This is a genomic window from Ethanoligenens harbinense YUAN-3 (assembly GCF_000178115.2).
GTDB classification, from domain to species: domain Bacteria; phylum Bacillota; class Clostridia; order Oscillospirales; family Ethanoligenentaceae; genus Ethanoligenens; species Ethanoligenens harbinense.
The window spans coordinates 2,982,501-3,008,576 of the sequence record NC_014828.1 but is presented as its reverse complement, the minus strand read 5'-3'; the positions used below and the strand labels follow the sequence as shown (position 1 = coordinate 3,008,576).

General features: G+C 56.6%; 24 protein-coding genes, 2 tRNA genes and 2 rRNA genes (1 of these 28 cut by a window edge). 27 read left to right on the top strand and 1 reads right to left on the bottom strand.

Annotated elements, in window-relative coordinates; genetic code table 11:
- Positions 1 to 184: 184 nt before the first annotated feature.
- The 22 genes from rpmH (at position 185) to ribF (ending at position 20,351) form a co-directional block, all read left to right on the top strand.
- Positions 185 to 319, top strand: a complete 135-nt coding sequence (rpmH, locus tag ETHHA_RS14145) for a 50S ribosomal protein L34 (RefSeq protein WP_013486635.1) — start codon at positions 185 to 187, stop codon at positions 317 to 319.
- Between the two features lie 126 nt (positions 320 to 445).
- Positions 446 to 784 carry a ribonuclease P protein component gene (gene rnpA, locus ETHHA_RS14140; RefSeq protein WP_041687772.1) on the top strand — a complete coding sequence of 113 codons (339 nt, stop codon included), beginning with the start codon at positions 446 to 448 and terminating at the stop codon, positions 782 to 784.
- On the top strand, positions 781 to 1,026 hold the full coding sequence (yidD, locus tag ETHHA_RS14135) for a membrane protein insertion efficiency factor YidD (RefSeq protein WP_013486633.1): 246 nt from the start codon (positions 781 to 783) through the stop codon (positions 1,024 to 1,026). The genes rnpA and yidD overlap by 4 nt, the downstream gene beginning before the upstream one ends.
- A 24-nt stretch (positions 1,027 to 1,050) precedes the next feature.
- Positions 1,051 to 2,268 carry a YidC/Oxa1 family membrane protein insertase gene (locus ETHHA_RS14130; protein WP_013486632.1) on the top strand — a complete coding sequence of 406 codons (1,218 nt, stop codon included), beginning with the start codon at positions 1,051 to 1,053 and terminating at the stop codon, positions 2,266 to 2,268.
- Between the two features lie 42 nt (positions 2,269 to 2,310).
- Positions 2,311 to 2,955 (top strand): RNA-binding cell elongation regulator Jag/EloR, encoded by a 645-nt coding sequence (jag, locus tag ETHHA_RS14125; RefSeq protein ID WP_013486631.1) that lies wholly within the window; start codon positions 2,311 to 2,313, stop codon positions 2,953 to 2,955.
- Between the two features lie 151 nt (positions 2,956 to 3,106).
- The gene (gene mnmE / locus ETHHA_RS14120) at positions 3,107 to 4,477 is read left to right on the top strand and encodes a tRNA uridine-5-carboxymethylaminomethyl(34) synthesis GTPase MnmE (protein WP_106919257.1); all 1,371 of its coding nucleotides are present in this window, start codon (positions 3,107 to 3,109) and stop codon (positions 4,475 to 4,477) included.
- Between the two features lie 34 nt (positions 4,478 to 4,511).
- Positions 4,512 to 6,404, top strand: coding sequence for a tRNA uridine-5-carboxymethylaminomethyl(34) synthesis enzyme MnmG (mnmG, locus tag ETHHA_RS14115; protein WP_013486629.1), 1,893 nt, complete (start codon positions 4,512 to 4,514; stop codon positions 6,402 to 6,404).
- Positions 6,405 to 6,419: 15 nt separating this feature from the next.
- Entirely contained in the window at positions 6,420 to 7,133 is a 714-nt protein-coding gene (gene rsmG, locus ETHHA_RS14110) for a 16S rRNA (guanine(527)-N(7))-methyltransferase RsmG (protein WP_013486628.1), read from the top strand.
- 168 nt (positions 7,134 to 7,301) lie between these two features.
- Entirely contained in the window at positions 7,302 to 8,114 is an 813-nt protein-coding gene (locus tag ETHHA_RS14105; protein WP_013486627.1) for a ParB/RepB/Spo0J family partition protein, read from the top strand.
- A 297-nt stretch (positions 8,115 to 8,411) separates the two neighbouring features.
- Complete coding sequence (locus tag ETHHA_RS14100; protein ID WP_013486626.1) at positions 8,412 to 9,197, top strand: ParA family protein; 786 nt, start codon at positions 8,412 to 8,414, stop codon at positions 9,195 to 9,197.
- Complete coding sequence (locus ETHHA_RS14095) at positions 9,194 to 10,033, top strand: ParB/RepB/Spo0J family partition protein (RefSeq protein WP_013486625.1); 840 nt, start codon at positions 9,194 to 9,196, stop codon at positions 10,031 to 10,033. Before ETHHA_RS14100 ends, ETHHA_RS14095 begins: the two co-directional genes overlap by 4 nt.
- A gap of 109 nt (positions 10,034 to 10,142) precedes the next feature.
- Positions 10,143 to 11,432 (top strand): serine--tRNA ligase, encoded by a 1,290-nt coding sequence (gene serS, locus ETHHA_RS14090; protein WP_013486624.1) that lies wholly within the window; start codon positions 10,143 to 10,145, stop codon positions 11,430 to 11,432.
- A gap of 29 nt (positions 11,433 to 11,461) precedes the next feature.
- On the top strand, positions 11,462 to 12,217 hold the full coding sequence (locus ETHHA_RS14840; protein WP_159033384.1) for an acyl-[acyl-carrier-protein] thioesterase: 756 nt from the start codon (positions 11,462 to 11,464) through the stop codon (positions 12,215 to 12,217).
- A 167-nt stretch (positions 12,218 to 12,384) separates the two neighbouring features.
- Positions 12,385 to 12,882, top strand: coding sequence for a ribosome maturation factor RimP (locus ETHHA_RS14080; RefSeq protein WP_013486622.1), 498 nt, complete (start codon positions 12,385 to 12,387; stop codon positions 12,880 to 12,882).
- Positions 12,879 to 13,991, top strand: coding sequence for a transcription termination factor NusA (gene nusA / locus ETHHA_RS14075; RefSeq protein ID WP_013486621.1), 1,113 nt, complete (start codon positions 12,879 to 12,881; stop codon positions 13,989 to 13,991). Before ETHHA_RS14080 ends, nusA begins: the two co-directional genes overlap by 4 nt.
- Before the next feature lie 44 nt (positions 13,992 to 14,035).
- On the top strand, positions 14,036 to 14,305 hold the full coding sequence (rnpM, locus tag ETHHA_RS14070) for an RNase P modulator RnpM (RefSeq protein ID WP_013486620.1): 270 nt from the start codon (positions 14,036 to 14,038) through the stop codon (positions 14,303 to 14,305).
- On the top strand, positions 14,295 to 14,648 hold the full coding sequence (locus tag ETHHA_RS14065) for a L7Ae/L30e/S12e/Gadd45 family ribosomal protein (RefSeq protein WP_013486619.1): 354 nt from the start codon (positions 14,295 to 14,297) through the stop codon (positions 14,646 to 14,648). Before rnpM ends, ETHHA_RS14065 begins: the two co-directional genes overlap by 11 nt.
- Positions 14,623 to 17,079, top strand: coding sequence for a translation initiation factor IF-2 (infB, locus tag ETHHA_RS14060; protein ID WP_013486618.1), 2,457 nt, complete (start codon positions 14,623 to 14,625; stop codon positions 17,077 to 17,079). Before ETHHA_RS14065 ends, infB begins: the two co-directional genes overlap by 26 nt.
- A 149-nt stretch (positions 17,080 to 17,228) precedes the next feature.
- Positions 17,229 to 17,585, top strand: a complete 357-nt coding sequence (gene rbfA / locus ETHHA_RS14055) for a 30S ribosome-binding factor RbfA (protein ID WP_013486617.1) — start codon at positions 17,229 to 17,231, stop codon at positions 17,583 to 17,585.
- Entirely contained in the window at positions 17,572 to 18,561 is a 990-nt protein-coding gene (locus ETHHA_RS14050; protein ID WP_013486616.1) for a DHH family phosphoesterase, read from the top strand. Before rbfA ends, ETHHA_RS14050 begins: the two co-directional genes overlap by 14 nt.
- Entirely contained in the window at positions 18,536 to 19,453 is a 918-nt protein-coding gene (gene truB, locus ETHHA_RS14045; protein WP_013486615.1) for a tRNA pseudouridine(55) synthase TruB, read from the top strand. Before ETHHA_RS14050 ends, truB begins: the two co-directional genes overlap by 26 nt.
- Entirely contained in the window at positions 19,431 to 20,351 is a 921-nt protein-coding gene (gene ribF, locus ETHHA_RS14040) for a riboflavin biosynthesis protein RibF (RefSeq protein WP_013486614.1), read from the top strand. The genes truB and ribF overlap by 23 nt, the downstream gene beginning before the upstream one ends.
- Positions 20,352 to 20,495: 144 nt before the next feature.
- On the opposite strand, the gene ETHHA_RS14035 is transcribed toward ribF, so the two are convergent.
- The gene (locus ETHHA_RS14035; RefSeq protein WP_013486613.1) at positions 20,496 to 20,747 is read right to left on the bottom strand and encodes a hypothetical protein; all 252 of its coding nucleotides are present in this window, start codon (positions 20,745 to 20,747) and stop codon (positions 20,496 to 20,498) included.
- Positions 20,748 to 20,974: 227 nt separating this feature from the next.
- On the opposite strand from ETHHA_RS14035, the gene ETHHA_RS14030 reads away from it, so the two are divergent.
- The 5 genes from ETHHA_RS14030 to ETHHA_RS14010 all read left to right on the top strand — a co-directional run.
- The gene (locus ETHHA_RS14030) at positions 20,975 to 22,066 is read left to right on the top strand and encodes a transglutaminase domain-containing protein (RefSeq protein ID WP_013486612.1); all 1,092 of its coding nucleotides are present in this window, start codon (positions 20,975 to 20,977) and stop codon (positions 22,064 to 22,066) included.
- Between the two features lie 575 nt (positions 22,067 to 22,641).
- A 16S ribosomal RNA gene (locus ETHHA_RS14025) occupies positions 22,642 to 24,145 on the top strand.
- Between the two features lie 329 nt (positions 24,146 to 24,474).
- Positions 24,475 to 24,550: transfer RNA gene (locus ETHHA_RS14020), tRNA-Ala, on the top strand.
- Positions 24,551 to 24,707: 157 nt separating this feature from the next.
- Positions 24,708 to 24,784 (top strand) — tRNA-Ile (locus ETHHA_RS14015).
- Positions 24,785 to 25,130: 346 nt separating this feature from the next.
- Positions 25,131 to 26,076: ribosomal RNA gene (locus ETHHA_RS14010) — 23S ribosomal RNA — on the top strand (it continues 1,886 nt past the right edge of the window).
- The 16S and 23S rRNA genes sit together here with 2 tRNA genes alongside, the layout of an rRNA operon.

Here is a 26,076-nt window from a genome sequence, read left to right as displayed (position 1 = left end):
TTATAATACCATAAAATGCAGAGGAAAATCAATAGAAGCTTCCTGCCGGACTGGAATTCTTACATATATATGATCCTGCCGTATGATGCCGTCGGTTTTTCTTCCCGCTAAAAAATTGTTGACAGTCTTCATGTGGATACGGTATAATATCCGGGATAAGGATCATGCAGAAAGGCGGAGGATTATGCTCAGAACGTATCAGCCGAAAAAAATTCACCGAAAACGCAAACACGGTTTCCGCAACCGGATGTCTACCAGCAACGGCCGCAAAGTGCTTGCCAGACGCCGTGCAAAAGGCAGAAAGATGCTGTCCTATTGACACGAAGGCCACTTTCCGGTGGTCTTTTTTTATGGCGGCGGGCCGCAGAGGCCGCCGGGGCGGAAAAATGAGGGAAACTTTGCCCGGCGCAAGATCCCGGACGGAAGACAGGGGCGAAACGCATCGATGCAAAACACCATATCGCTGACGGAAAACCGGGATTTTCGCCGCCTGTATCACCGGGGGCGCAGCATGGTGCATCCCTGCCTGGTGCTGTATTATGCGCGCAATCGCCTTGGGTGCAACCGCATTGGTATCACCACCAGCAAAAAGATCGGAAAAGCCGTCGCACGCAACCGGGCCAGGCGAATCATCCGCGAATCTTACCGTCAGTTGGAGCCAGCGACAAAAACAGGGTGGGATCTGGTGTTTGTCGCCCGCACCCGCACGGTCGGCTGCAAAATGGGCGATGTTCTGCGGGTGATGGGCGGCATGTTTAAAAGCGCGTGTATCGTAAAGAAATGAAACAATTACTTTTGGCGCTGATCCGATTTTACCGGCGCTTTGTTTCACCGCTCAAGCCGCCTTCCTGCCGGTATTATCCCACATGTTCCCAATATGCCGCGCAGGCCATCGAACGGTTTGGCGCGCTGCGCGGCGGTTGGCTTGCGGTGCGGCGCATCCTGCGCTGTCATCCGTTCAACCCCGGGGGAATCGACCCGGTTCCGGAACAGTTTTCCCTGCGCGGCGCGCGCAAAAAACCGTAAGCATGCATCTGCTTGGAGGTTGCCATGGCAGCGATCAGTTTTACCAATATATTTGATATCATCAATATCCCGCTTGGCTTTTTACTGCGGTTTTGTTATCAGCTGACCAACAACTATGGTCTGGCCATCATTTTGCTCACGCTTATCATCCGCATCCTTCTGGTGCCGCTTGCCGTAAAGCAGCAGAAGAGCATGGCCCACACCGTGCGTTTGCAGCCGAAGCTGCAGGCACTGCAGAAAAAACACGCCAACAATAAGCAGAAGCTGCAGGAAGAGCAGATGAAGCTGTATCAGGAGGAGGGCGCTAACCCGATGGGTGGGTGCCTGCCGCTGTTGTTTCAGTTGCCAATATTATACGGTTTGTATAATGTTATTTATCATCCGCTTTTGTACATTGTTCAGCTCAGTGTGGATGTCAAAAACCGGGTGGTCTATGATCTTTTTTCCATTTTAAAGACGACTTATCCCAGTGTTTTCGGCAAGATGAGCACGCCTTCGCAGGCCCTTTCCAACGGGCAGGTGGAGATTTATGCGGCCAAGCTCATGCCAAATCATATGGACAAGCTTTCGTTTTTGCCGGCCAATGTGCTCAAGCTGGACTTTAACTTTCTGGGGCTGGATCTTTCCGTGGTGCCGGGCTGGCAGATTTCCATCTACCTGCTTATCCCGATCTTTTGCTATCTGTCTTCTTTTATACAGGTTTGGCTGAGCACCCGGATCAATAAGGAAAACAACATTGCGGCCAATGCCCCGGGAACCGGGGGCATGAATATCGGTATGATGTTGATCATGCCGTTGATGTCTGCTTATATCTCCATTTCCGTGCCGTCCGGCGTGGGTCTGTACTGGATTGCATCCAACCTTATTATGCTGGCGCAGATTCTGCTGCTCAATAAATTCTACAATCCAAAAGAGCTTGCCGAAAAATATGACCGGGAATCGGAGCACCGCAAACGCGAACGGGCTGCATCCATGAAAGCGCGCGAGGAACGGCTCGCGGCTTCAATGCGTGGGGGACAGAGCGAAGAAGAAGCCCCCGAGCGCGATGAAGTGGAGCAGGCTGAAGAAGACATTGAAGGAAAGCTTTCCAAAAAGAAGCTGATGGAAGAAAACAGAAAACGGCTTGCAGTGGCGCGTGAAAAGGAAGAGCTGGAAGAACAGGTGGAGGAACAAAACCCGAGTACGGAAAATCCGCCGCATGTGAACAGCGGAACCAAACGGAAAAAGAAAAGACGCAGATAACAAACGGGTAAAAAGACATGCGGTGCAGGGGGGTGTCGGGAAATGAAACGGGAAGCAGTTGCTGCCGGGCGGACGGTCGAAGACGCGATTCAGGCAGCGTGTGAGCAGTTGGCGGCGGAACGGAACAGGGTCGAAATCGAAGTCCTGCAACTTCCTTCCAAACGCCTGCTCGGTCTGCTTGGCGCTTCCGAAGCGAAAGTGCGCGCGACGGTGGAATTCACAGCGGAAGAACGGGCAGACTATTATCTTTCCGGTATTCTGGATCGGATGGGTGTTTCGGGATATGCGTTGGAATCCAAGGCAGAGGGCGAGGATATCGACCTGAACATCCAAGGGGAAAACCTGGGGCTGGTCATCGGTCATCGCGGCGAAACACTGGACGCGCTGCAATACCTGGCATCGTTGGCTGCCAACCGCGGCGAGGAATCGTTCAAGCACATTTCCCTGGACACCGGAGATTACCGCAAAAAACGTGAGAAAACACTTTATGCGCTGGCGAAACGCCTGGCGCTCGGCGCGGTGAAGACTAAGCGCACCACGACACTGGAACCCATGAACCCCTACGAGCGGCGGATTATCCATACGGCCGTCCAGCAGGTACACGGTGCGGCCAGTTGGTCGGTGGGTGCGGAACCGAACCGGCGTGTCGTGATCGGTGCGGAAAAGCAGCATAAACGTACGACATGAACCTGTTCTGTTGTCGGATAAAGGGATAACTGGCTGTTCCGGGACGCGGTCTGCCGGCAATCACGCAGGATATCTGTGTGGTTTGCGGCGCGCGGGGCGGGACGGCTTTTCCATTTTCAGCCCGCCCGGCAAAAGAGTGCAAAGGAGGCATATGATGCAGTTTGAACCGATCGCGGCAATCGCCACTCCGCATGGTACGGGCGGCATCGGTGTCATCCGTCTTTCGGGAGATGGTGCGTTCACAGTCGCACAGCGGGTCTTTCATGCCAAATCAGGAAAAGCGCTGGCGGATATGGCAGGATATACCGCCGCTTTTGGGCAGGTTTGCGACGTGGACGGGCCGGTGGATGAAGCGGTCGTGCTGGTTTTTCGGGCACCGAAAAGCTATACCGGCGAGGATGTTGTGGAGATTTCCTGTCATGGCGGGGAGACGATACTGCGCCGTACATTGGCCGCGCTTCTCGCGACCGGCGCGCGTCTGGCCGGCCCGGGGGAATTTACCAGACGCGCGTTTTTGCATGGGCGAATAGATCTGACGGAAGCGGAAGCAGTGATGCAGCTGATTGGTGCGCAGAGCGCCGATGCGGTACGGGCGGCGATTGCCCAGCATGAAGGCGCGCTCTACCGGGAAATTCGGCAGATCAAGGAGATTCTTTACCAGCTTTCCGCCGAGCTGGCCGCCTTTTTTGATTATCCGGATGACGATATTCCCGCTTTAACAAGGGAAAGCGTGCTTCCCCGTCTCGCTGAAGTGCAGGAAAAACTGGAGAAGCTCTGCGTGCAGTATGAAACGGGGCGGGTGCTGCGTGACGGCGTGACGGTGGCTATCGTGGGGAAACCGAACGTGGGAAAATCAACGCTGATGAACCGTCTGCTGGGTGAGGAACGCAGCATCGTCACCGAAATTGCGGGGACAACGCGCGATGTGGTGGAAGAAAGCGCGCAGTTTGCCGGAATGACACTTCATCTGTTCGATACGGCGGGGCTGCGTGAAACAGACGACCCGGTGGAACGTATCGGCGTGGCGCGCGCAAAGAGCAAAATCGAACAGGCCATGCTGGTGTTTGTCCTGTTTGATGGATCGCGCCCATTGGATGGGGAAGACGAGTCAATCTTCTCCATGCTGCAAGGCAAACGGGTGATCGCCATCCTGAATAAGGCCGACCTGCCACAACGCTGCGACATGGCGCGAATACGGAGTGTGTTTCCGGATATGGTCTCTATTTCGGCGGCCGAAGCGCACGGAATGGATGCGCTGGAAACGCGTTTGCGCGACCGGTTTCGGCTGGAAGCGATTGACCCGCGGGCGGGCATGTTGGCCAACGCGCGGCAGCTGGATTGTGCGCTGCGGGCAAAAACAGCCGTTATGGAAAGCCGTCAGGGACTTATTGCGGGTTTTACGCTGGATGTGCTGTCGGTCGGGCTGCAAACAGCGGAGGACGCGTTGGCGGAACTGACCGGCGAACAGGCGTCCGAAGCGGTGATTGAGAAAGTATTCGCGCAGTTCTGCGTGGGAAAATAAAAGCAAACTATTTTCAACAGACAGGGGATGCATTGTGGAATATCAAGCGGGCGCATATGGTGCGGCGGTCATCGGCGCGGGGCACGCAGGCATTGAAGCGGCGCTTGCCTGCGCCAGACTTGGCGTGCCCACCGTTTTGTTTACGTTGAATCTGGATGCGGTGGCCAATATGCCATGCAATCCCTCTATCGGGGGTACGGCAAAAGGGCATCTGGTGCGGGAGATCGACGCGCTCGGCGGCGAAATGGGCCGGGCTGCGGATGCAACATTTTTGCAGAGCCGTATGCTTAACCGCGGCAAAGGTCCCGCCGTGCATTCCTTGCGGATGCAATGCGACCGGCGCGCCTATCACGCGCGGATGAAGCATGTGCTGGAGACCACGCCGCTTCTGGATCTCAAACAGGCCGAAGTGGTGGAGATCCGTGTTCGGAAAGGCGCGGTTTCCGCCGTTGTCACGCGGCTGGGCGCGGTGTTTACAGTGCGGGCGGTGGTGATTGCGACCGGCACCTATCTGCGCGGGCGGGTGCATATCGGTGAAGTTTCCTATGAAAGCGGGCCGGATGGGATGTTCGGACCATCGTTGCTTTCTGATAATTTACAAAAATTGGGACTCCCTTTGCTTCGCTTCAAAACCGGTACACCGGCGCGTGTAAAACGCGCCAGTATCGATTTTTCCACACTGGAAGTGCAGACGGGGGACAATCCGGTCATACCATTTTCTTTTGAGACGGAAAATCCCGGCGAGAATACTGCTGTGTGCCATATCGCCTATACCAACGCGGAAACACACCACATCATTCGGGAGAACCTGCACCGTTCGCCGCTCTATGCCGGGCGTATTGAGGGTGTGGGGCCGCGGTATTGCCCCAGCATTGAGGACAAAGTGGTGCGCTTTGCCGACAAGGAGCGTCATCAGATCTTTATCGAACCGCTGGGTAAAGATACAGAGGAACTTTATCTGGGAGGAATTTCCTCATCGCTGCCGGAAGAAGTGCAGATGCAGTTTTTGCGCACTATCAAGGGATTTGATCACATCCGGATGATGCGTACGGCTTATGCGATCGAATACGACTGCATTGATCCGCTGGCGCTTACGCCGATGCTGGAAACCAAAGCGGTGCAGGGACTTTACGGCGCAGGGCAATTCAATGGGACATCGGGCTATGAAGAAGCTGCGGCGCAGGGATTGATGGCAGGCATCAACGCAGCGCTGCAGATCAAAGGCGAGGTACCGCTGGTGCTTTCGCGTGCGCAGGCATATATTGGGACGCTGATTGACGACCTTGTGACAAAAGGCACAAACGAACCGTACCGCATGATGACCTCACGTGCGGAGTACCGGCTGGTGCTGCGGCAGGACAATGCGGATATGCGTCTGACACCAATCGGATACCGTATCGGGTTGATTTCCGATGAGCGCTTTGTCAGATTTAAAGAAAAGCAGCGGCAGATTCAAACAGAGCGGCAGCGCACGGAGAAGATCATTCTGCCGCCCAGTGCGAAATTGAATGCGTATCTGGAACAAGTGGGGACGACTCCGTTGACGACCGGCGCGAAGCTGGCAGATCTGTTGCGCCGTCCGCAGGTGCATTATGATGCGCTGGCACCGTTTGACCTTGGCCGTCCCGTTTTGCCGGAGGCTGTGCGGGAGCAGGTTGAAATCTCTGTCAAATATGAAGGGTATATCAAGAGGGAGAACGCGGCCATCGAACAGATGCACCGGCTGGAACAGAGGGTTTTGCCGCCGGATATCGATTACCGGGCAGTTTCCGGTCTGCGGCTGGAGGCCATGAGCAAGCTTGAAGCTGTGCGGCCGATCAACATTGCGCAGGCGTCGCGTATTTCCGGAGTGAGCCCGGCGGATATTTCCGTCTTGCTGATTTATCTGGAGCAAAGGCGCGGGGCTGACGCCGATTGTTTCACGTGAAACATGGAGGAAACGATGAAGGAATTGACAAACGCCATCCAAACAGGGGGATGGAATCTGCCGCTGACAGACGGGCAGCTTGGGCAGTTGAACCAATATGCCCGATTGCTGGTGGAATGGAACGAGAAGATCAATCTGACCGCTATCACCGATCGGCAGGAGATTGCAGTCAAGCATTTTCTGGATTCGCTTTCGTTGCTCCACTTTGTGCCACCGGAGCAGAATGCGGTTGTACTGGATGTGGGCAGCGGTGCAGGGTTTCCGGGCATGGTGTTGAGGATTGCACGGCCCGACTTGAGGCTCACCTGCATGGACGGCACACAGAAACGCATCCACTTTCTTTCGGAATTGGCGGCGGCTCTGGGGCTGCAAGAAGTGGTCTGCCTGCATGCACGTGCGGAGGAAGCCGGACGCGATCCGGCTTTGCGTGAAACGTTCGATTATGTGACCGCGCGGGCGGTGGCCAATTTGCATGCGCTGGCTGAATATTGTCTGCCGTTTGTAAAACCGGGAGGAAAGTTTGTGGCGATGAAAGGGCCGGACGGCGCCACGGAAGCAGATAAAGCCGCAAAAGCGATTCAGACCTTGGGTGGGGAAATACGTGGTGTGCATACCTTTACGTTGCCTGGAACGGATTTTTCCCGTACACTGATCGAGGTTGCCAAAACAGGGCAAACCCCGGCCATTTACCCGCGTCCGGGCGGAAAAATGAAGAAAAAGCCGTTGTAATCGCACGATTTACAGAAAAAGGGCAAGGAATTTGTCGAACGATTTATACGGAAATATATGGAAATATTATGTAAAATGTGCTATTCTTTTCTTGTAGGAAACGGACAGGCCCCATCCAATGTTTAAACGGGATGTGGACAAACCAGATGGAAAGGATGTGCAATCTCGATGTTTGGAATTGCGGTAAAAGAGAAGGCTGTGCGTGTGATCGAAATCCCCATTGCACAGATTCGCCCCAGTCCCTGGCAGCCGCGGCGATTGTTTGATGAGCAAGCATTGCAGGGGTTGGCGGAAAGCATTCAGGAAAATGGAATCTTGCAGCCGCTTAGTGTACGTAATATCGGCAACGGCATGTATGAACTGGTGGCGGGAGAACGGCGGCTGCGCGCGCTGCGGCTTGTCGGATACAAAACCGCGCCTTGCATTCTTCTGGATGCCACCGTGCAGGAATCCGCCGTATTTGCCCTGCTTGAAAATCTCCAGCGGCAGGATCTGCATTTCTTTGAGGAAGCGGAGAGCATGTGCCGCTTGGTAGAAACGGTGGGCATGACACAGGAGCAGGTGGCCGCCAAACTAGGAAAAAGCCAACCCACCATCGCGAACAAGCTACGGCTCTTGCAGCTCACGCCTGAAGTGCGAGATATTATCATGGAGAAGGGCCTGACGGAACGCCATGCGCGGGCCTTATTGCGTCTTCCTCCGTCTTTGCAGGCTGCGGCCTTACAGCGCATCCTGAACGGAAAACTTAATGTTGCCGAAACCGACCGTTTGGTGGAGGAAATGCTCAATCCGCCGCATCCGCATCCCGCCGGGCGATCCATGCCTTTGATTAAAGATGTGAGGCTTTTTTTCAATACGATGTCCAATGCCGTTAAAATTATGAAGCGCTCCGGCATTGATGCGGAGACTACGCAGCGTGAATGCGGCGACTATATTGAGTATGTGGTGCGAATTCCAAAAGGTAAACGGAAGAGTGCATAAAGAAACTTGCCCATGGTCGCAAAAACCCGTTTTGGCATATAAGCCAAAGCGGGTTTTTGTGTTTGAATGTTTCACGTGAAACACAAAAATGTCCTCGTCTTTTGTTTCACGTGAAACAATTCATAAAATTTCCGGTATCAGCCTTTTTTTTGACTGACGGGCATGCTATAATGAGAGCCAGTGAGGCTTTGTAATAAAAGAAATATGAACAAAGCAAAAGGACGAAGGACAGGCCTGTTTGCCAGACCGGGACAGACGAGGAGCGTTTTGTCAGATATCCGATAAGGAGGAAGCACGGTGGGTAAAATAATCGCCATTGCCAACCAAAAAGGCGGCGTTGGCAAAACCACAACAACGGTGAATCTGGCGGCGGCGCTGGGTGAACTGGGGCAGCGTGTATTACTCACAGACGTTGATCCGCAGGGCAATGCAACCAGTGGCATGGGTGTAAACAAACGGGAACTGCCAAAGAGCACCTATGATATCCTGATCGGGCAGGCCACAGCGGAAGACGTGCTGGTACATACACAGTTTCAAAATGTGGATATTCTGCCCGCAAACATTGAACTGGCGGGCGCGGAAATCGAATTGGTGGATGCCGAGCACCGCGAAGAAATGCTTAAGCGGACGTTTCTGCCCGTGCGTGAGCAGTACGATTACATTTTGATTGACTGTCCGCCTTCGCTGGGGCTGATTACCCTAAACGCGCTGAGCGCGGCAGATACGCTGCTGATTCCGGCGCAGTGCGAATATTATGCACTGGAAGGGCTCTCACAGCTGATTGCCACGGTGCGCATGGTCAAGCGGCTCTACAATCCGTCTATTGAGATCGAAGGCGTGCTGCTCACCATGTTTGACGGCCGTCTGAACCTGACCATGCAGGTGGTGCAGGAAATCAAGAAGTTTTTCCCGCGCAAAGTTTATAAAACCGTAGTGCCGCGCAATGTACGCATTTCGGAAGCTCCCAGCTTCGGGCAGCCGGTCCTGTATTACGACGGTCATTCCAAGGGCAGCGAAGCCTATCGCGAACTTGCGCTGGAAATTGAAGAACAAAACACCGAAAAGAAGGGAACGGCATCATGAAGCGGGGGCTTGGAAAAGGGCTGGATGCTCTGTTTGCGGACAATGCGACCGGCGACGCATCCGCACCGGTAAACCTGCGTCTTTCAGAGATCGAACCGAACACCGATCAGCCACGCAAGGAATTTGAGCCGGAAGCACTCTCGCAGCTTGCGGATTCCATCCGACAGCATGGCATTTTGCAACCGCTGCTGGTGCGGCCCATCCCGGGCACCGGCACCTATCAGTTGGTGGCGGGTGAGCGCCGATGGCGTGCCGCGCGGATGGCTGGTTTGTCCGAAGCGCCGGTCGTCATCCGGGAAATGGACGACACGGCCGTGCTGGAAGTGGCGCTTATCGAGAACTTGCAGCGCGAAGACCTCAATCCCATCGAAGAAGCCGAGGGATTCCATGCGTTGATTGAGACCTACGGTCTCACGCAGGATGAGGTGGCAACGCGGGTCGGCAAATCGCGTCCCGCTGTGGCCAATGCGCTGCGCCTGCTCAGTCTGCCGGAAAAAATCCGCGCGATGGTGCAGGATGGCCGGCTTTCACAAGGGCACGCGCGCACGCTGCTCGCGTTGGATAACGAACAGGCTCAGAATGAGCTGGCCGATCTGGCGGTCGCAAAAAAACTTTCGGTGCGCGAGCTGGAAAAGCTGGTCAAGCACTATGGCAAAGGGGAAACCAAAGAAAAACCGTTGCCGAGCGTCTTTGCGGTGGAAACCGAGCGCAGCCTGACCGACCTTTTCGGCCGCAAGGTCAAGGTGATGGAGGGCAAAGGAAAAGGTATGCTATCCCTGGAATACTATGGAGAGGACGACCTGCGCGCGCTGGTTAAGCGCCTGGCGGGAGAATGAGCCTGCGGGCGGCAACGTGCCGGAGCGCCGGTTTTTGTCCATACTATTTACAGGTCCCCATATTCTGATCAGTCGGTACGAAAATACTAGGAACAGGAAGTGTCTTTCAATGCTGGATATCAAGGAAATACGGAACGATCCCGAACGAGTTAAAAAAGGGATGCGGGTGCGGCACAAAGAAATCGACATCGACGCGGTGCTGCGGCTGGACGATCTGCGGCGCAGCCTGATTTTGAGCACCGACGCGGAAAAATCGGAGCAGAACCAAAGCAGCAAGCAGATTCCGGTTCTGAAAAAAGAGGGCAAACAGGAAGAAGCCCAGGCCTTGCTGGCGAGGATGAAAGAACTCTCCGACGATATTAAGGAAAACGACGCCAAACTGCGTGAAACGGAAGAAGCCCTGCGCGCGCAGTTGCTATCCATTCCCAATGTGCCGCACGAGAGCGTGCCGGAAGGGCAGGATGACAGCGAAAACGTGGAGAAACGGCGCTTCGGCACGCCGCGCGATTTTGGTTTTGAGCCGCAGGCGCACTGGGACATCGGTGCAAAACTGGGTATCCTCGATCCGGAACGGGCGGCCAAAGTGACCGGAGCGCGCTTCCATTTTTATAAAGGGCTGGGTGCCAGACTGGAGCGCGCCGTCATCAACTATTTCCTCAATACCCACACCGCCAACGGCTACACCGAGATTCTGCCCCCGTTTTTAGTCAACCGCGCGTCCATGACCGGTACCGGTCAGCTTCCAAAATTTGAGGACGACGCGTTCCATATTGATAAGGAAGACCTGTTTCTGATCCCCACAGCCGAGGTGCCGGTGACCAATTTCCACCGCGATGAGATTTTGGACGGCGCGCAGCTTCCCATCAAATACTGCGCCTATTCGGCCTGCTTCCGGGAGGAAGCGGGCTCGGCCGGACGCGATACCCGCGGTTTGATCCGCCAGCACCAGTTCAACAAGGTGGAACTGGTCAAGTTTGTGCGGCCGGAAGACTCGTATGAAGAACTGGAAAAACTGACAGGCGACGCCGAACGTGTTCTGCAAGGACTGGGCCTGCCGTACCATGTGGTCACGCTGTGCGCGGGCGATCTTGGCTTTTCGAGCGCCAAAACCTACGACATCGAGGTCTGGATGCCGTCCTACGGCCGGTATGTGGAAATTTCTTCCTGCTCGAATTTTGAAGATTACCAGGCGCGCCGCGCATCTATCCGGTTCAAAGACGGTGCGCGCGATAAAACGCGTTTTGTGCATACGCTCAACGGGTCCGGCGTAGCCATCGGCCGCACGGTCGCGGCCATTTTGGAAAACTATCAGAACGAGGACGGTTCCGTCACGGTGCCGGAAGTGCTTCGGGGCCTTATGGGTGTGGATGTCATTCCGGTTCCGAATTCTGCAAACTGAATTATTTTCAACATAGAATGGTGGAAAATGTGGAAAGTTATATTTTGCCGGTTCATCTAACCTCTTTTGATATTGGCGCGACACGCAAAATGAAATACTCCATGATCCTGCGCCTGCTGCAGGAGGCCGCGGGGCGTCATCTGGAAGAGCTGGGGCTGAGTTATTCGGTGCTGCGCGAGCAATATGGAATGGTGTTCCTGCTGGTGGAAGCGGCCGTGCGCATCCATCGCCTGCCGGCGTATGGAGAGACCGTGGATGCGGAGACCTGGTTTTGCGGGGTGGAGGGCGTCAAATTCGGGCGTGGCCTGCGTATCTGCTCGGGCGACGAACTCTGTATCGAACTCGGTTCGCACTGGGTGCTGGTCGATCCCGATACCCACCGTATCGTGCGGCCTTCAAAGTTTCCCGTACCGGAAGGCATGCAGACGACGTCGGACGGCCCGATGCCCGTGCCGCTGGAAAAACAGCGTTCAGGCCTGCTGTTCAGCAGCGAAGGGGAACCGGTTCCCGGTGTATGCCGCGCGGGCAAACGCGTGGTGCGCTATTCCGATCTCGATTCGAACGGGCATGTCAACAACGCCGTCTATGTGGATATGCTTTGCGACTTTTTCCCGGATGGATTTTCCGGGCATGCGTTCTCGGGGTTCAAGATTGATTTTCTGGGCGAGGCCAAAGAACAGGAGACCATCGGCATCCGCGCCAGGCGGCAAGGAAATACCGTGTTCTTTGAAGGCCAGGTGGAAACCCGCCCCTGCTTTGTCGCTTCCGCAACGGTGGTGGAGTAAATGTTTAGTCTTTTAAAAGAAAGACTTGCATTTCCTGGCCAAACGGGATATACTGATATAGTAGGAACGTATGGTGAAAGAGTGGGGCAACCCACTCTTTCGTTTGTTTAAAGGGCGGCGGCTTCCATACCCGATCGGGAGCGCAGCGTCCATCCGGAGGAGGAAGCATGGCGGCTGGGAAAAGCGTGGTTTCGCGGGTGGAAGCGCTCGCGCTGCCGGTTGCGGAAACGCTGGGCCTTTCCATTTGGGACATCGAATATGTCAAGGAGGGCGCGTCGTGGTTTCTGCGCATTTACATCGACAAAGACGGCGGCGTTGGCATCGAGGACTGCGAAGCATTCAGCCGCGCTATCGATGGCCCGCTGGATGAGGCGGACCTCATCCCTCAGCAGTATTATTTGGAAGTTTCTTCGCCCGGCATCGAGCGGGAACTGAAAAGAGATGCACACTTTCAGGCGTTCATCGGCAAGAAAGTGCACGTGCGGCTCATCCGCCCGCTGGAAGACGGCCGGCGGGAAGTAAACGGCACGCTCACGGCCTTTGCCGATGGAACCCTGACATTGGAAACGCCCGAGGGTGTTTTGCAGATAAAAAAGGCGCAGGCCGCTTTTGTGAAAGCGTCCGATGATTTCGATTGGAATACAGGAGGAAATGAACCGTCATGAATGCGGAATTTTTTGACGCACTTGAGGCTTTGGAAAAAGAAAAGGGCATCCCGGAAGGCCATCTGGCTGAAAAAATCGCCAATGCCATCACCATCGCCGTCAAGCATAACTATAAAACAGGCGACAACACCATCGTGGAACTGGACCCGCAAAAGCGTATCTTCCGCGTGGCGTTGCGCAAAACCGTGAGCGAAACGGTGGAGAACCCCCAGATGGAAATCTATCTGGACGAGGCGAAAGCCATTGACCCCCGCGTGACCATTGGGGACACGGTGGACATCGAGCTGGATACCAGAAAATTCGGCCGCATCGCCGCGCAGACAGCCAAGCATGTCATTCGGCAAGGTATCCGCGAGGTAGAGCGCGAGATCATCAAGGACGAGAGCATGTCCCGCCAGCATGAAATGGTGACGGCCGGCATCTCCCGCATCGACAGCGTGACCGGCAGCGCTTATCTGGACATCGGCCGTGCCGAGGCCGTGATGCCCGCCAACGAGCAGATTCCCGGCGAGCAGCTGCGCGAGGGCCAGATGGTGAAGGTGTATGTGGTGGAGGTCAAAAACGGGGAAAAAGGCGTGCGCACGCTGGTTTCCCGCACCCATCCCGGCATGATCCGCCGTCTGTTCGAGTTGGAAGTGCCGGAGATTTACGACGGCACGGTGGAGATTATGGGCATCGCGCGCGAGCCGGGTTCTCGCACCAAAGTGGCGGTCGCCTCCAAAAACGAGGATGTGGATGCCATCGGCTCCTGCATCGGGCCAAAAGGCGGACGCGTGGGCAATATTGTGGAAGAGCTGCACGGGGAGAAGATCGACCTCATTCCCTATGCGCAGGACATCGGCCAATACATTGCCGCCGCACTGGCGCCGGCCGCCGTGGTGGAAGTGACCACCGACGAAAAAGAACGCCGCGCCCGTGTGATCGTGCCGGACGATCAGCTTTCGCTCGCCATTGGCAACCGGGGACAAAACGTGCGCCTGGCCGCCAAGCTGACTGGCTGGCGCATCGACATTCGGCCGGAGAGCGGCGCGGACGAAGATCCGCAGCCGCGCCAGACCAACATGGCCGCCGCGTTTGAAGCGGCAGAGACCGAGCCGGACGCGGAATGAACGGAAGACCGGCATGAGGAATCCATGAGCAGAGGAGGGGCCGTATGCAGCCGAAAAAAACGCCCATGCGCATGTGCACGGGATGCGGCGAGATGAAACCGAAAAAAGAACTGGTGCGCGTGGTGCGTGGCACCGACGGGGAGATTTCGCTGGATGCCACGGGGAAAAAGCCGGGCCGCGGCGCTTACCTCTGCAAGAATCCCGATTGTCTGAAAAAAGCCCGCAAAGCCAAACGGTTGGAGCGCGCGTTTGGCAGCGCGATACCGGAAGCGGTTTTTGCGAAACTGGAGGAGGAACTTGCAAATGGCGAATAAGCTGCAGGGACTTCTGGGGTTTGCAAGGCGTGCGGGTAAGCTGACGTTCGGCACCGATGCGGTGCTCAAGGACGTGGCGTTCGGCAGGGCGCTGGCCGTGCTGCTTTCCACGGATGCTTCCGCGCGCACGGAAAAATCGGTGCGCCGCGCCTGTGAGGAAACCAAAACACCCTGTTTGCAAACAGGGTTGGATAAACAGCGGCTGGGGGCCTGCATTGGCAGAGGGGATACGGCCGTGGCGGCGATCACCGACGCATCTTTTGCAAAACGGGTGATCGAACTGTGTGAAACGGCGCAACAGGAGGATGATGGCAAGTATGATCATGAAATATCGCGTACATGAAGTGGCCAAGGATCTGGGCGTGCCAAGCAAAGATGTGATTGACTTTCTCGGAAAATATTACAGCGAACCCCGTAAGCACATGACGGCTCTGACCGAGGAGGAACTCAATCTGGTTTTTGAACATTACACCAAACAAAAGGAGGTGGAGAACTTCGATCAGTATTTTAATATGAAGAAACCCGAGACGGCGCAGGAACGTCCGGCAAAAGAAGCCGCGCCGCAGCCGGCTGCAAACGGAAATGCAGCGCAAAGCGCGCCCACGCATCCGCACAGCAACCCGCAGCCTGCGCGCCATCCGGCGCAGGCTGCCCGGCCGCAGAACAACCACCCCGCGCAGCAGGCGCATGCCCAGCACGGCAACCCCCAGCACCGCCCGCCCAACGCACCGGCCCAGCGGCCTGCACAGCAGAGCCAGCAGAGGCCAGCGGCGCAGCACACCGGCCCGCGCCCGAGCGCGGCCGACCGCACGGTACGGCATGTGGATACACGCGGCGCGCAGGTCGAACTCGACAAATACAATATGCATTATGAGGAGATCACGCCCGACCGCAACGCGAAAGATAATATCCAGCGTAAGCAGAAGCTTCACCAGCGTTCGGCCAACCGCCGCCCAAACTATGCGCGCCGGGAGACCGAGGCGGAAAAACTCAAGCGGCTGGCGTTTGAAAAGAGCAAAAAGGTTCAGCTGAAAGTCAGCATCCCGGACGAGATCGCGGTGGGCGAGCTTGCTGCGCGTCTGAAGGTGACGGCGGCGGACCTCATCAAAAAGCTGATGGGCATGGGCGTGATGGCCGCCATCTCCGATACCATCGATTACGATACCGCGGCGCTGGCCGCGCTGGAATTCGGCGCAAAAGTCGAGCGCGAGGTCGTGGTCACCATTGAGGAACAGCTCATCGACGACAGTGCCGACAAAGAGGAAGATCTCAAACCCCGCAGCCCGGTCGTGGTGGTTATGGGCCACGTTGACCACGGTAAGACCTCGCTGCTCGACGCCATCCGTCACAGCGATGTGGCTACCGGCGAGGCGGGCGGCATCACCCAGCACATCGGCGCCTACCGTGTGCATTTGCAGGACCGTTATCTCACCTTCCTGGATACGCCCGGTCATGCGGCGTTCACCTCCATGCGTGCGCGCGGCGCGCAGGCGACTGATATCGCCATTCTGGTTGTGGCGGCGGATGACGGCATCATGCCGCAGACCATCGAAGCCATCAACCATGCCAAGGCGGCGGAAACTCCCATCATTGTGGCCATCAATAAAATCGACAAGCCCGGCGCCGATCCCCAGCGTGTGATGCAGGGGCTGACCGAGCACGGTCTGGTGCCCGAGGAATGGGGCGGCGAGACCATTTGTGTGCCGATCTCCGCCAAAAAGCATCAAAATATCGACAAGCTGCTTGAAATGGTGCTGCTGGTGGCCGACCTGAAAAACCTGCGCGCCAATCCCAACCGCGCGGGCACCGGCGTGGTCATTGAGGCCAAGCTGGATAAGGGCCGCGGCCCGGTCGCTACACTGCTTGTGCAGAACGGCACCCTGCGTACCGGTGACGTGCTCATCGCGGGAACGACGGTGGGCCATGTGCGCGCTATGACGGACGAAAACGGCCGCAAGCTGCAGGAAGCGGGACCCTCGGTGCCGGTGGAAGTGACCGGTCTCTCGGAAGTGCCGGCAGCCGGCGACATCTTCCACTGTGTGCAGGATGAGCGCATGGCCCGCGAGCTGGTGGAACAGCGCCGCGCCAAGGAGAAGGAAGAACAGTTCGGCGCGATGCAGAAAGTCACGCTCGACAATCTGTTTGCCCAGATGCAGCAGGGCGAGATCAAGGAGTTCAACGTGATTGTCAAGGCGGATGTCCAGGGTTCCGCCGAAGCACTCAAGCAGTCCCTGCTCAAGCTCTCAAACGACGAGGTTAAACTCAAGGTTATCCACAGCGGCGTGGGCGCCATCAATGAATCGGATGTGCAGCTTGCAGACGCGTTCAACGCGCTTATCATCGGATTCAACGTGCGGCCGGAGACCGCCGCGCGCGACAATGCCGTCATGGCGGGTGTGGAGATCCGGATGTACCGTGTTATCTACGACTGCATCGAGGAAGTCGAATCCGCCATGAAAGGCATGCTTGCCCCGAAAGTGCGTGAAGTGCAGCTCGGCCGTGCGGAAGTGCGGCAGGTCTACAAGATTTCCAACGTGGGCACCATCGCGGGCTGCTATGTGCTGGAAGGCAAAGTGGCGCGCGGTTCGCAGATCCGCGTGGTGCGCGACGGCATCGTCATCACCGAGGATGAGATTTCTTCGCTCAAGCGCTTTAAGGATGACGCCAAGGAAGTGCAGCAGGGCTTTGAATGCGGTATTGGCCTTGAAAAATACAACGACATCAAGGAAGGCGACATCTTCGAGTCCTTCATTATGGAAGAATACCGCGACTGAACAGGACGAACCGCACACACCTTGCGGTGGGCATGACGCGCAAGGCAGCGCGGTGTCGCGTGTCAACGTGGCAGATACAACGGAAGCAAAAGCGCGCCCGGTGCGGGCGTGTCTGCCGCGGGGCGGCGGGCGGGAAAGGGTGAGTGGAAATGCCGGGTTATCGGCTGGATCGTTTAACAGAGGATATCAAGCGGGAACTGTCCGACATTGTGCGGGGGCTGAAAGATCCACGCATCAGCGGGTTGGTCAGCATCGTGCGGGTGGACGTTTCAAACGACTTGTCTTATGCGAAAGTGTATGTGAGCGCGGTGGGCGGGGATACCGCCCAGGCGGTGGAGGGGCTGAAAAGCGCCGCGGGTTTTGCGCGCAAAACCCTCTCGGCCCGCCTGCATGTCCGCAAAACGCCGGAACTCCGGTTTGTCGCGGATGACTCTATGGAGCATAGCGCGCACATCGCACATCTGCTGCAGGATATCAAAAAGGATGAAGAGCATGGACAGATCTGAAAACCGCAACGTCACCTATGCAGAGGCTGCTGCGTTCCTGCGGAAAGAGGATGATTTTCTCATCTTGGCGCACGCCTCGCCGGACGGCGATACCATCGGCTCGTCGTATGCGCTCTGCCTGGGCCTGCGCGCGCTGGGCAAGCGCGCCCGCGTCTCCTGCTCCGACCCTATCCCGCCGCGCTACGGCCATCTGGCGCTGCCGGATGTTCCTGTGTTTGAGCCGCGTGTGATCGTCACGTCCGATATTGCCGACACACAGTTGTTCGGCAAAGCCAATGCGATCTATGCGGACAAAGTGGCGCTCTGCATCGACCATCATCCCTCCAACACGCAGTATGCCGAACGTGTACTGCTGCTGCCCACGGCATCGTCCACCTGCGAGATCATGGCCGACCTGCTTAAAAAACTTGAGGTAAAAATTACAAAAAATATTGCCGACTGTATTTACACGGGTCTCTCAACCGATACCGGGTGCTTCCGCTACAGCAACACGGGAGCCAAGGCGCTGCGACTGGCGGCGGAGATGCTGGAGTGCGGCGCTCATACGGCGGCCATCAACAAGCGGTTGTTTGAGACGGTCAGCCGCCAGCGGCTGGCCGTGGAGCAAATGGCGTTGCAGACGATGGAGTTCCATTTGGATGGGCGCGCGGCACTTATCGTCATTTCGCTCGACATGCGGGAGAAAACCGGCGCCGCGGAAAGCGACATGGAAGGGTTTGCGTCCCTGCCCGTGCAAGTGGAGGGCGTGCAGGTAGGTATCACCATCCACGAAAAAGGGGATCGGCTCTATAAATTATCGGTCCGCACCAACGAAGGTGTGGACGCATCGGCTATCTGTGCCCATTTTGGCGGCGGTGGACATAAGGCTGCGGCAGGCTGCAAGATCGAGGGTACGCTTGCGGACGTGAAAACAGCGATTCTGAACGTGGTGGAAAAGGCACTGGATCAACATGGATGGCATTCTGATACTGAATAAACCTGCGGGGATTACCTCGTTCGGCGCGGTGGCGCGTGTGCGCAGACTTGCGCATCTGCGCAAAATCGGGCATGCGGGCACATTGGACCCGATGGCGACCGGCGTGCTGCCCCTCTTTTTGGGGCAGGCGACCCGTGCCATCGGGCTTTTGCCGTGCACCGATAAATCCTACATCGCGCGCATGCGCCTGGGTGTGCGTACCGACACGGGCGACTGCACCGGCAAGGTGCTGGAGACCCGCCCGGTATCGGCGGGCAAGTCGGACGTGGCGCACGCGCTGCCCGCCTTCACCGGAGACATCCTGCAGGTGCCGCCCATGTATTCCGCCGTGCACCAGAACGGGCAGCGCCTGTATGAACTGGCGCGGCGCGGCGAGGTGGTGGAGCGGGCGGCTCGCCCGGTGACCATCCGCGCGCTCGCGTTGCTGGAAGCGGGGGACGGGGACTATACACTCTCGGTCACCTGCTCGAGCGGGACGTATATCCGCACGCTGGTGGAGGATATCGGGGAAGCACTGGGCTGCGGGGCCACCATGACGGCTCTGACGCGTACAGCCGCTGCCAGCTTCACTTTGGAGCAGGCCTGCACCATCGAGGAGTTAGAGCGGTTTGCGGCGGCTGATTTACTGCAAGAAAAGATACTGGATGTAGAATATCCGTTTAATATACTTAATGATGTTGTTTTGACCGACAAACAGGCGGTGCGGTTCCGCAATGGCGGGTTCCTTTCGTTGGAGCGCGTGGAAGGTGCGCCGCCTGTGGGTTTGTGCCGTGTGCATGCACCGGACGGCGCCTTTTTGGGATTGGGTGAAACAGATGGGGCCAAACAGGTGCTGCGGGTGAAATGCATGTTGGCCGGGAGGGATGAAAGTGGAAATCTACCGTGCGGATAAACTGCCGGATATGCGGGAGCCGGTGGCAGTGATTCTGGGGATGTTCGACGGGGTGCATGTTGGTCATGCCGCCGTGATACGTGCCGCGCAGGAAACCGGTTTACGCACGGCGCTGGTCACCTTCACCGAGCACCCCGCCCAGGTCCTGAAAAACCGCCGCGCTCCGGAGCTTACCACCGCCCGGCAGCGCGAGCGGATCTTTGCCGCGATGCAGGTCGATTTTTTGATCTATTTGGACTTCAAGACGATCAAATCGTTATCTGCAGAGGAATTTATACAGAACGTACTGGTTCCGATCCGAACGAAAGCTGCGTTTTGCGGGTTCAACTATACATTTGGCGCGGGGGGCAAGGCGGGACCGGCGGAACTGGAGCGGTTCGGGGAGCGGTATGGGTTTACCGCCGTGCGCGTCCCTCCGGTATGCGACGCGGACGGTCCGGTGAGCTCCACCCGCATCCGTGAGCAGATTGTGGACGGGCGGATGGAAGATGCCGCCCGTTTGCTGGGCAGGCCGTTCACGCTGGAGTTCCCGGTGATACATGGCAGGCAGTTGGGGCGCAAACTGGGTATTCCCACCATCAACCAGCGCATCCCGGACGGGCACGTGTGCCCGCGCTATGGTGTGTATGCGGCGTCCGCGCTGGTGGACGGCTGCTGGCGGGATGCCGTGGCCAGTGTGGGGGTGAAGCCCACCGTAGGTTCCGATGATGTGCTGTGTGAAACGTTCATCTTTGATTATGACGGCGATCTGTACGATCGTTGGATTGAGGTGGCGCTTCATACATTTTTGCGGCCGGAGGAGCGCTTTGCCGGCGTGGAGGAGCTGAAAACACAGATGGAGCGGGACATCCGCCACGCAAAGGCGTGGCTGGCCCGGCATAAAAGGAACCGCCCCTGATACGGTTTGATGTCCTTGCGAATGATTTTCCGCCTGCCAGCGTCCACGTTGTCGGCTGGAGCGGGACAGTCTGTTTTCATTTCCGCCCTTACAGGGCCCAAAATCATTCCGCAAATCCGGTTCACCCTTCAGAGGAGAACCGGATTATGTAAGCTGGTCGATGATGGCGGCATCCACCAGGTTTTCAGCCAGCGTGTTGTTCGCGCCGGCTTTTTTTCGCCGTTCTTCTTCCGTTGCCTTGAACGCGGAGATGATCAGCAGTTGATCGCTCACCTGGTTGAGCAGCTCCGCCAAGATCAGCGTGTTTTCCGCATCGAGGTTTTCCGAGAGCAGGGAAGACAGCGCAGCCACCAGCGCCACATATTGGGTGCCGTTCATGCCTTTTGGACAATGCATGCCAATCACCTCAATCTCTCGTCTAGTTTATAATATATGTACAGAATCGGACAGCCGATACAATCAAGCGGTCGTTTACCAGAGAAAAGCAATGAAAAACTGCCGGATATGGAATAACATGGTACTTGCCTGTTTTTTGAGAAAACTGGTATACTGATAGAGATCCTTTTCACAAGCGCTGACCGAATGGTAGGCTGTGCTGCCATACCTTTCGGCGGAGGAGAACCATGGGAAAAATCGCGAAGTACATCTATGCATTTGTCATGTTGGGCGTGATGGTCTACGCAATAGCGGTTTTTGGGCAGGATATCGGCATTCAGTCCCTGCTTGAAGGAGGATTGTCCGGCCTGGAATCGGCGGCGGGCAGCGCGGCCGGAAACTGGCGGAACACCGTGTCGGGCGGCCAACCCCTGCCCACCACGCAGGGCACGGTATCCGTACCTGTACAGGATGCGGCGCCTGTCCAGACGACCGCCGCGCCTTCCGGCGAATATGCCCAGACGGGCATGCAGGGGCTTTCGGTGTATCCCTACGGCCGCACACTGCTCAGTGCGGCCGAACAGGCGACCTATGACCGGGTGCAGGCGGGGCTGGTGGGCGTGCAGCCCCGGGTCACGCTGGACAGCACGGCAACGCCCACCGCCATGCAGAAAATCGTGCAGTACGTCATCAGCGACCACCCGGAAGTGTTTTATCTGAACAGCACCTCCATGTCCTATACATATGGCCTGGGCGGCGCCCGGCAGTTCACCATATCGTTCAGCTACGCATACACTGCGGATAGGGTGGCGGACATGCGGGAACAGATGCGTGCTGCGGCGCTGCCCATGCTTGCGCAGGCGGCGGCAAAAACCGATCCCGTGAAAAAAGAACTGGCGCTGCATGATGCGCTGGTGGAAAAGTGTTCCTATAACATCGATGCTGCGAACAATCCGGATGCTTATCCGCTTGCGTTTACGGCCTGCGGTGCGCTGGCGGAAGGGTCGGCAGTCTGTGAAGGCTATGCCAAAGCCCTGAAACTGCTGCTGGACAGCGCGGGCCTGCATGCCTTGTATGTCACCGGAACGGCCAGCAGCGGGGGAGAATCCGGCCCGCACGCTTGGGATTTCGTCTATGTGGGCAAGTGGTATCAGGTGGATGCGACATTTGACGACCCGGTCATTCAGACGGCGTCGGGCAAATATGTGCAGAGCGATAAAAAAAGCTACACCTATTTCAATTTTATCACCAGGCCAGACCATGTGCTGGGTACGTTCGACAGCGCCAGCCCGTTTTCGTCCGATTCCGAAAACTATCAGGTGATGCCCACGCTCGGATAGCGGCCGGTGTATATAGGTGCCATAAGTGGGCATCCTGCATGCTATAGCGCCTTTTATGCGCACGCGAAAAAACCTTGCAAAAATGCTTGACATGCAGTTGTGTATTTGATATACTATTAGGGCACCTTTACGGAGGGCACCGCGAAACGGCCCGCCGAAAGCCGCATGAAGCAAGCGTTTTGTGCGTGCGGCGGCCGGGGAACGGTCTCCTGAAAGGGTGCGGGCAAAAAATCTTCAAACAAAACGCTTGACAGATTGATTGCTCTGTGGTATACTACTTGAGCGCTTCTGCTCCGGCAGACCGCCAAAAAAAGAATTTCAAAAAAGTTCTTGACAAAGCGGAATGTTGTGTGGTATAATAAGCGTCGCGCCTCTGGGGTTCACGCCTCACGGTGCGGTTCCGGACCTTGAAAATTAAACAACGTCTAAACACAAACCCTGTGTTCAATTCGGTACTTTGAGTACCAAAACGCGGATTTATCCGCAAACACATTTGGATTTTTAAGCCAGATGTTCAAAGAGCTTTCAAAAGCTCCAAAGCGTGTCTTTTCAGGCTTCGGCCTTTTAAGAACCATATGTTGGAGAGTTTGATCCTGGCTCAGGACGAACGCTGGCGGCGCGCCTAACACATGCAAGTCGAGCGGAGTCCTTCGGGACTTAGCGGCGGACGGGTGAGTAACGCGTGAGCAACCTGGCCTTCAGAGGGGGATAACGTCTGGAAACGGACGCTAATACCGCATGACATGGCGGAGTCGCATGGCTCTGCCATCAAAGGAGTAATCCGCTGAGGGATGGGCTCGCGTCCGATTAGGTAGTTGGTGAGGTAACGGCTCACCAAGCCCGCGATCGGTAGCCGGACTGAGAGGTTGGCCGGCCACATTGGGACTGAGACACGGCCCAGACTCCTACGGGAGGCAGCAGTGGGGGATATTGCACAATGGAGGAAACTCTGATGCAGCGACGCCGCGTGAGGGAAGAAGGTCTTCGGATTGTAAACCTCTGTCTTTGGGGACGAATCAATGACGGTACCCAAGGAGGAAGCCACGGCTAACTACGTGCCAGCAGCCGCGGTAATACGTAGGTGGCAAGCGTTGTCCGGAATTACTGGGTGTAAAGGGTGCGCAGGCGGGGCGGCAAGTTGGATGTGAAAACTCCGGGCTCAACCCGGAGCCTGCATTCAAAACTGTCGCTCTTGAGTGAAGTAGAGGCAGGCGGAATTCCCGGTGTAGCGGTGAAATGCGTAGATATCGGGAGGAACACCAGTGGCGAAGGCGGCCTGCTGGGCTTTTACTGACGCTGAGGCACGAAAGCATGGGTAGCAAACAGGATTAGATACCCTGGTAGTCCATGCCGTAAACGATGATTGCTAGGTGTGGGGGGTCTGACCCCTTCCGTGCCGGAGTTAACACAATAAGCAATCCACCTGGGGAGTACGGCCGCAAGGTTGAAACTCAAAGGAATTGACGGGGGCCCGCACAAGCAGTGGAGTATGTGGTTTAATTCGAAGCAACGCGAAGAACCTTACCAGGTCTTGACATCCACCGAATCCCCCAGAGATGGGGGAGTGCCCTTCGGGGAGCGGTGAGACAGGTGGTGCATGGTTGTCGTCAGCTCGTGTCGTGAGATGTTGGGTTAAGTCCCGCAACGAGCGCAACCCTTGTGAATAGTTGCTACGAAAGAGCACTCTATTCAGACCGCCGTTGACAAAACGGAGGAAGGTGGGGATGACGTCAAATCATCATGCCCCTTATGACCTGGGCTACACACGTACTACAATGGCCATCAACAGAGGGAAGCAAGGCCGCGAGGTGGAGCGAACCCCTAAAAATGGTCTCAGTTCAGATTGCAGGCTGAAACCCGCCTGCATGAAGATGGAATTGCTAGTAATCGCGGATCAGCATGCCGCGGTGAATACGTTCCCGGGCCTTGTACACACCGCCCGTCACACCATGAGAGCCGGGGACACCCGAAGTCGGTTGGGTAACCGTAAGGAGCCCGCCGCCGAAGGTGGAATCGGTAATTGGGGTGAAGTCGTAACAAGGTAGCCGTATCGGAAGGTGCGGCTGGATCACCTCCTTTCTAAGGAGACTCGTTTCTTTAGGAACAGTGTCAGCGCAGGGATTTGTGGAAAGATGTTGTTTAATTTTGAGGGTCCGGGCGGACGCGGTCCGCTTTTAAGCCGCCGGCCATGCAGATCGGATTGGGAGCGAACAGCCCCGATGCAGGAAGCATGACGGCAGTTTGAAGACGGGCGGCGTCCCAAAGAACCTTCAAACGGTGGAAAAGAGAATAGGACGACCGATTCCCAGGCAAAGCGTGGGGTATAGCTTTCAGGCTGAGCAGTCCGAGAACAGGAGATTTTCCTGAACTTGCGCCGCGCAGCGGTGAACTTGCCGCTACGGCGAGTAGGGGGTGTAGCTCAGCTGGGAGAGCACCTGCTTTGCACGCAGGGGGTCAGGAGTTCGATTCTCCTCATCTCCACCACGCCTGCGGCGGATATGACGCGCCAAGGCAGCCGAAAACGAAAATGCAAAGCCGCGAGGCCAAGCGTCGACGTTGAGGAAGCCAAAGCATGCATGCCGGTTGCAGGCAAACCAAATGGCCCGGGCGGGAACGGACGACCGAGATGCTCGGATTGCATGGGCTCATAGCTCAGGTGGTTAGAGCGTGCGCCTGATAAGCGCAAGGTCGGTGGTTCGAGTCCACTTGAGCCCACCAGCGGGCATAGCCTGCACACAATTCGCGGGAAGTTTGTTCAAAGCAGAGGTCGGCCGCCGCGAAAGCGAGACGGATCGAAGCAAGAACAGATGGATCGCAAAACCGCTTGCAAAAGAGGTAAGATTTCAGGCTGAGCAGCCGCGTAAGCAGCGACTTTCCTGAACTTGCCTCCGCCGCAGGCGGGGGGACCTTGAAAACTGAATAATGTTCTAATCTGCAATTTTTTTAATGAACGAAGCGAGTAGCGGCGGAAGTTTCAGGCTGAGCAGCTGTGTAAGCAGTGGGCTTGCTTGAACATACGTCTTGCGAAGCAAGTTCGTTGGGTAAAATTCCGATTGACACATAAGGTCAAGCTACAAAGAGCGCAAGGGGAATGCCTTGGCACCAGGAGCCGATGAAGGACGCAGCGATCTGCGAAAAGCCACGGGGAGTCGAAAGCAGGCATTGATCCGTGGATATCCGAATGGGGCAACCCGGCGGAGCCATACTCCGTCAGCGTGCAGTGAATCCATAGCTGCACGTGGGGAACCGCCTGAACTGAAACATCTAAGTAGGGCGAGGAAGAGAAATCAAACGAGATTCCGCAAGTAGTGGCGAGCGAACGCGGAGAAGGCCAAACCGGAAGTGGAAACACTTCCGGGGTTGTGGACAGCGTAAACCATTGCAATCACTTAGCCGAACGGCATGGGACGGCCGATCATAGAAGGTGAGAATCCTGTAGGCGAAAAGTGAGAGCAGGGGGCTGTATCCAGAGTACCACCGGACACGAGAAACCCGGTGGGAAACCGGGGGGACCACCCTCCAAGCCTAAACACTACCTGGTGACCGATAGCGTATAGTACTGTGAAGGAAAGGTGAAAAGCACCCCGGGAGGGGAGTGAAATAGAACCTGAAACCTTGTGCTTACAAGCACACAGAGCACGTCAAGGTGTGATGTGGTACTTTTTGTAGAACGGTCCGGCGAGCGTATGAATGCAGCAAGGTTAAGGGCCTCTGGTCCGCAGCCGAAGCGAGAGCGAGTCCGAATAGGGCGTCAAGTTGCATTTATAGGGCCCGAAACCGAGTGACCTACCCATGCTCAGGGTGAAGTGGCGGTAAAACGCCATGGAGGCCCGAACCGACCTCCGTTGAAAAGGCGGCGGATGAAGTGTGGGTAGCGGAGAAATTCCAATCGAACTCGGAGATAGCTGGTTCTCCCCGAAATAGCTTTAGGGCTAGCCTTGTGTTAGATTACCGGAGGTAAAGCACTGAATAGCCGCGGGGCCGAGAGGCTACCAAAGCTTATCAAACTC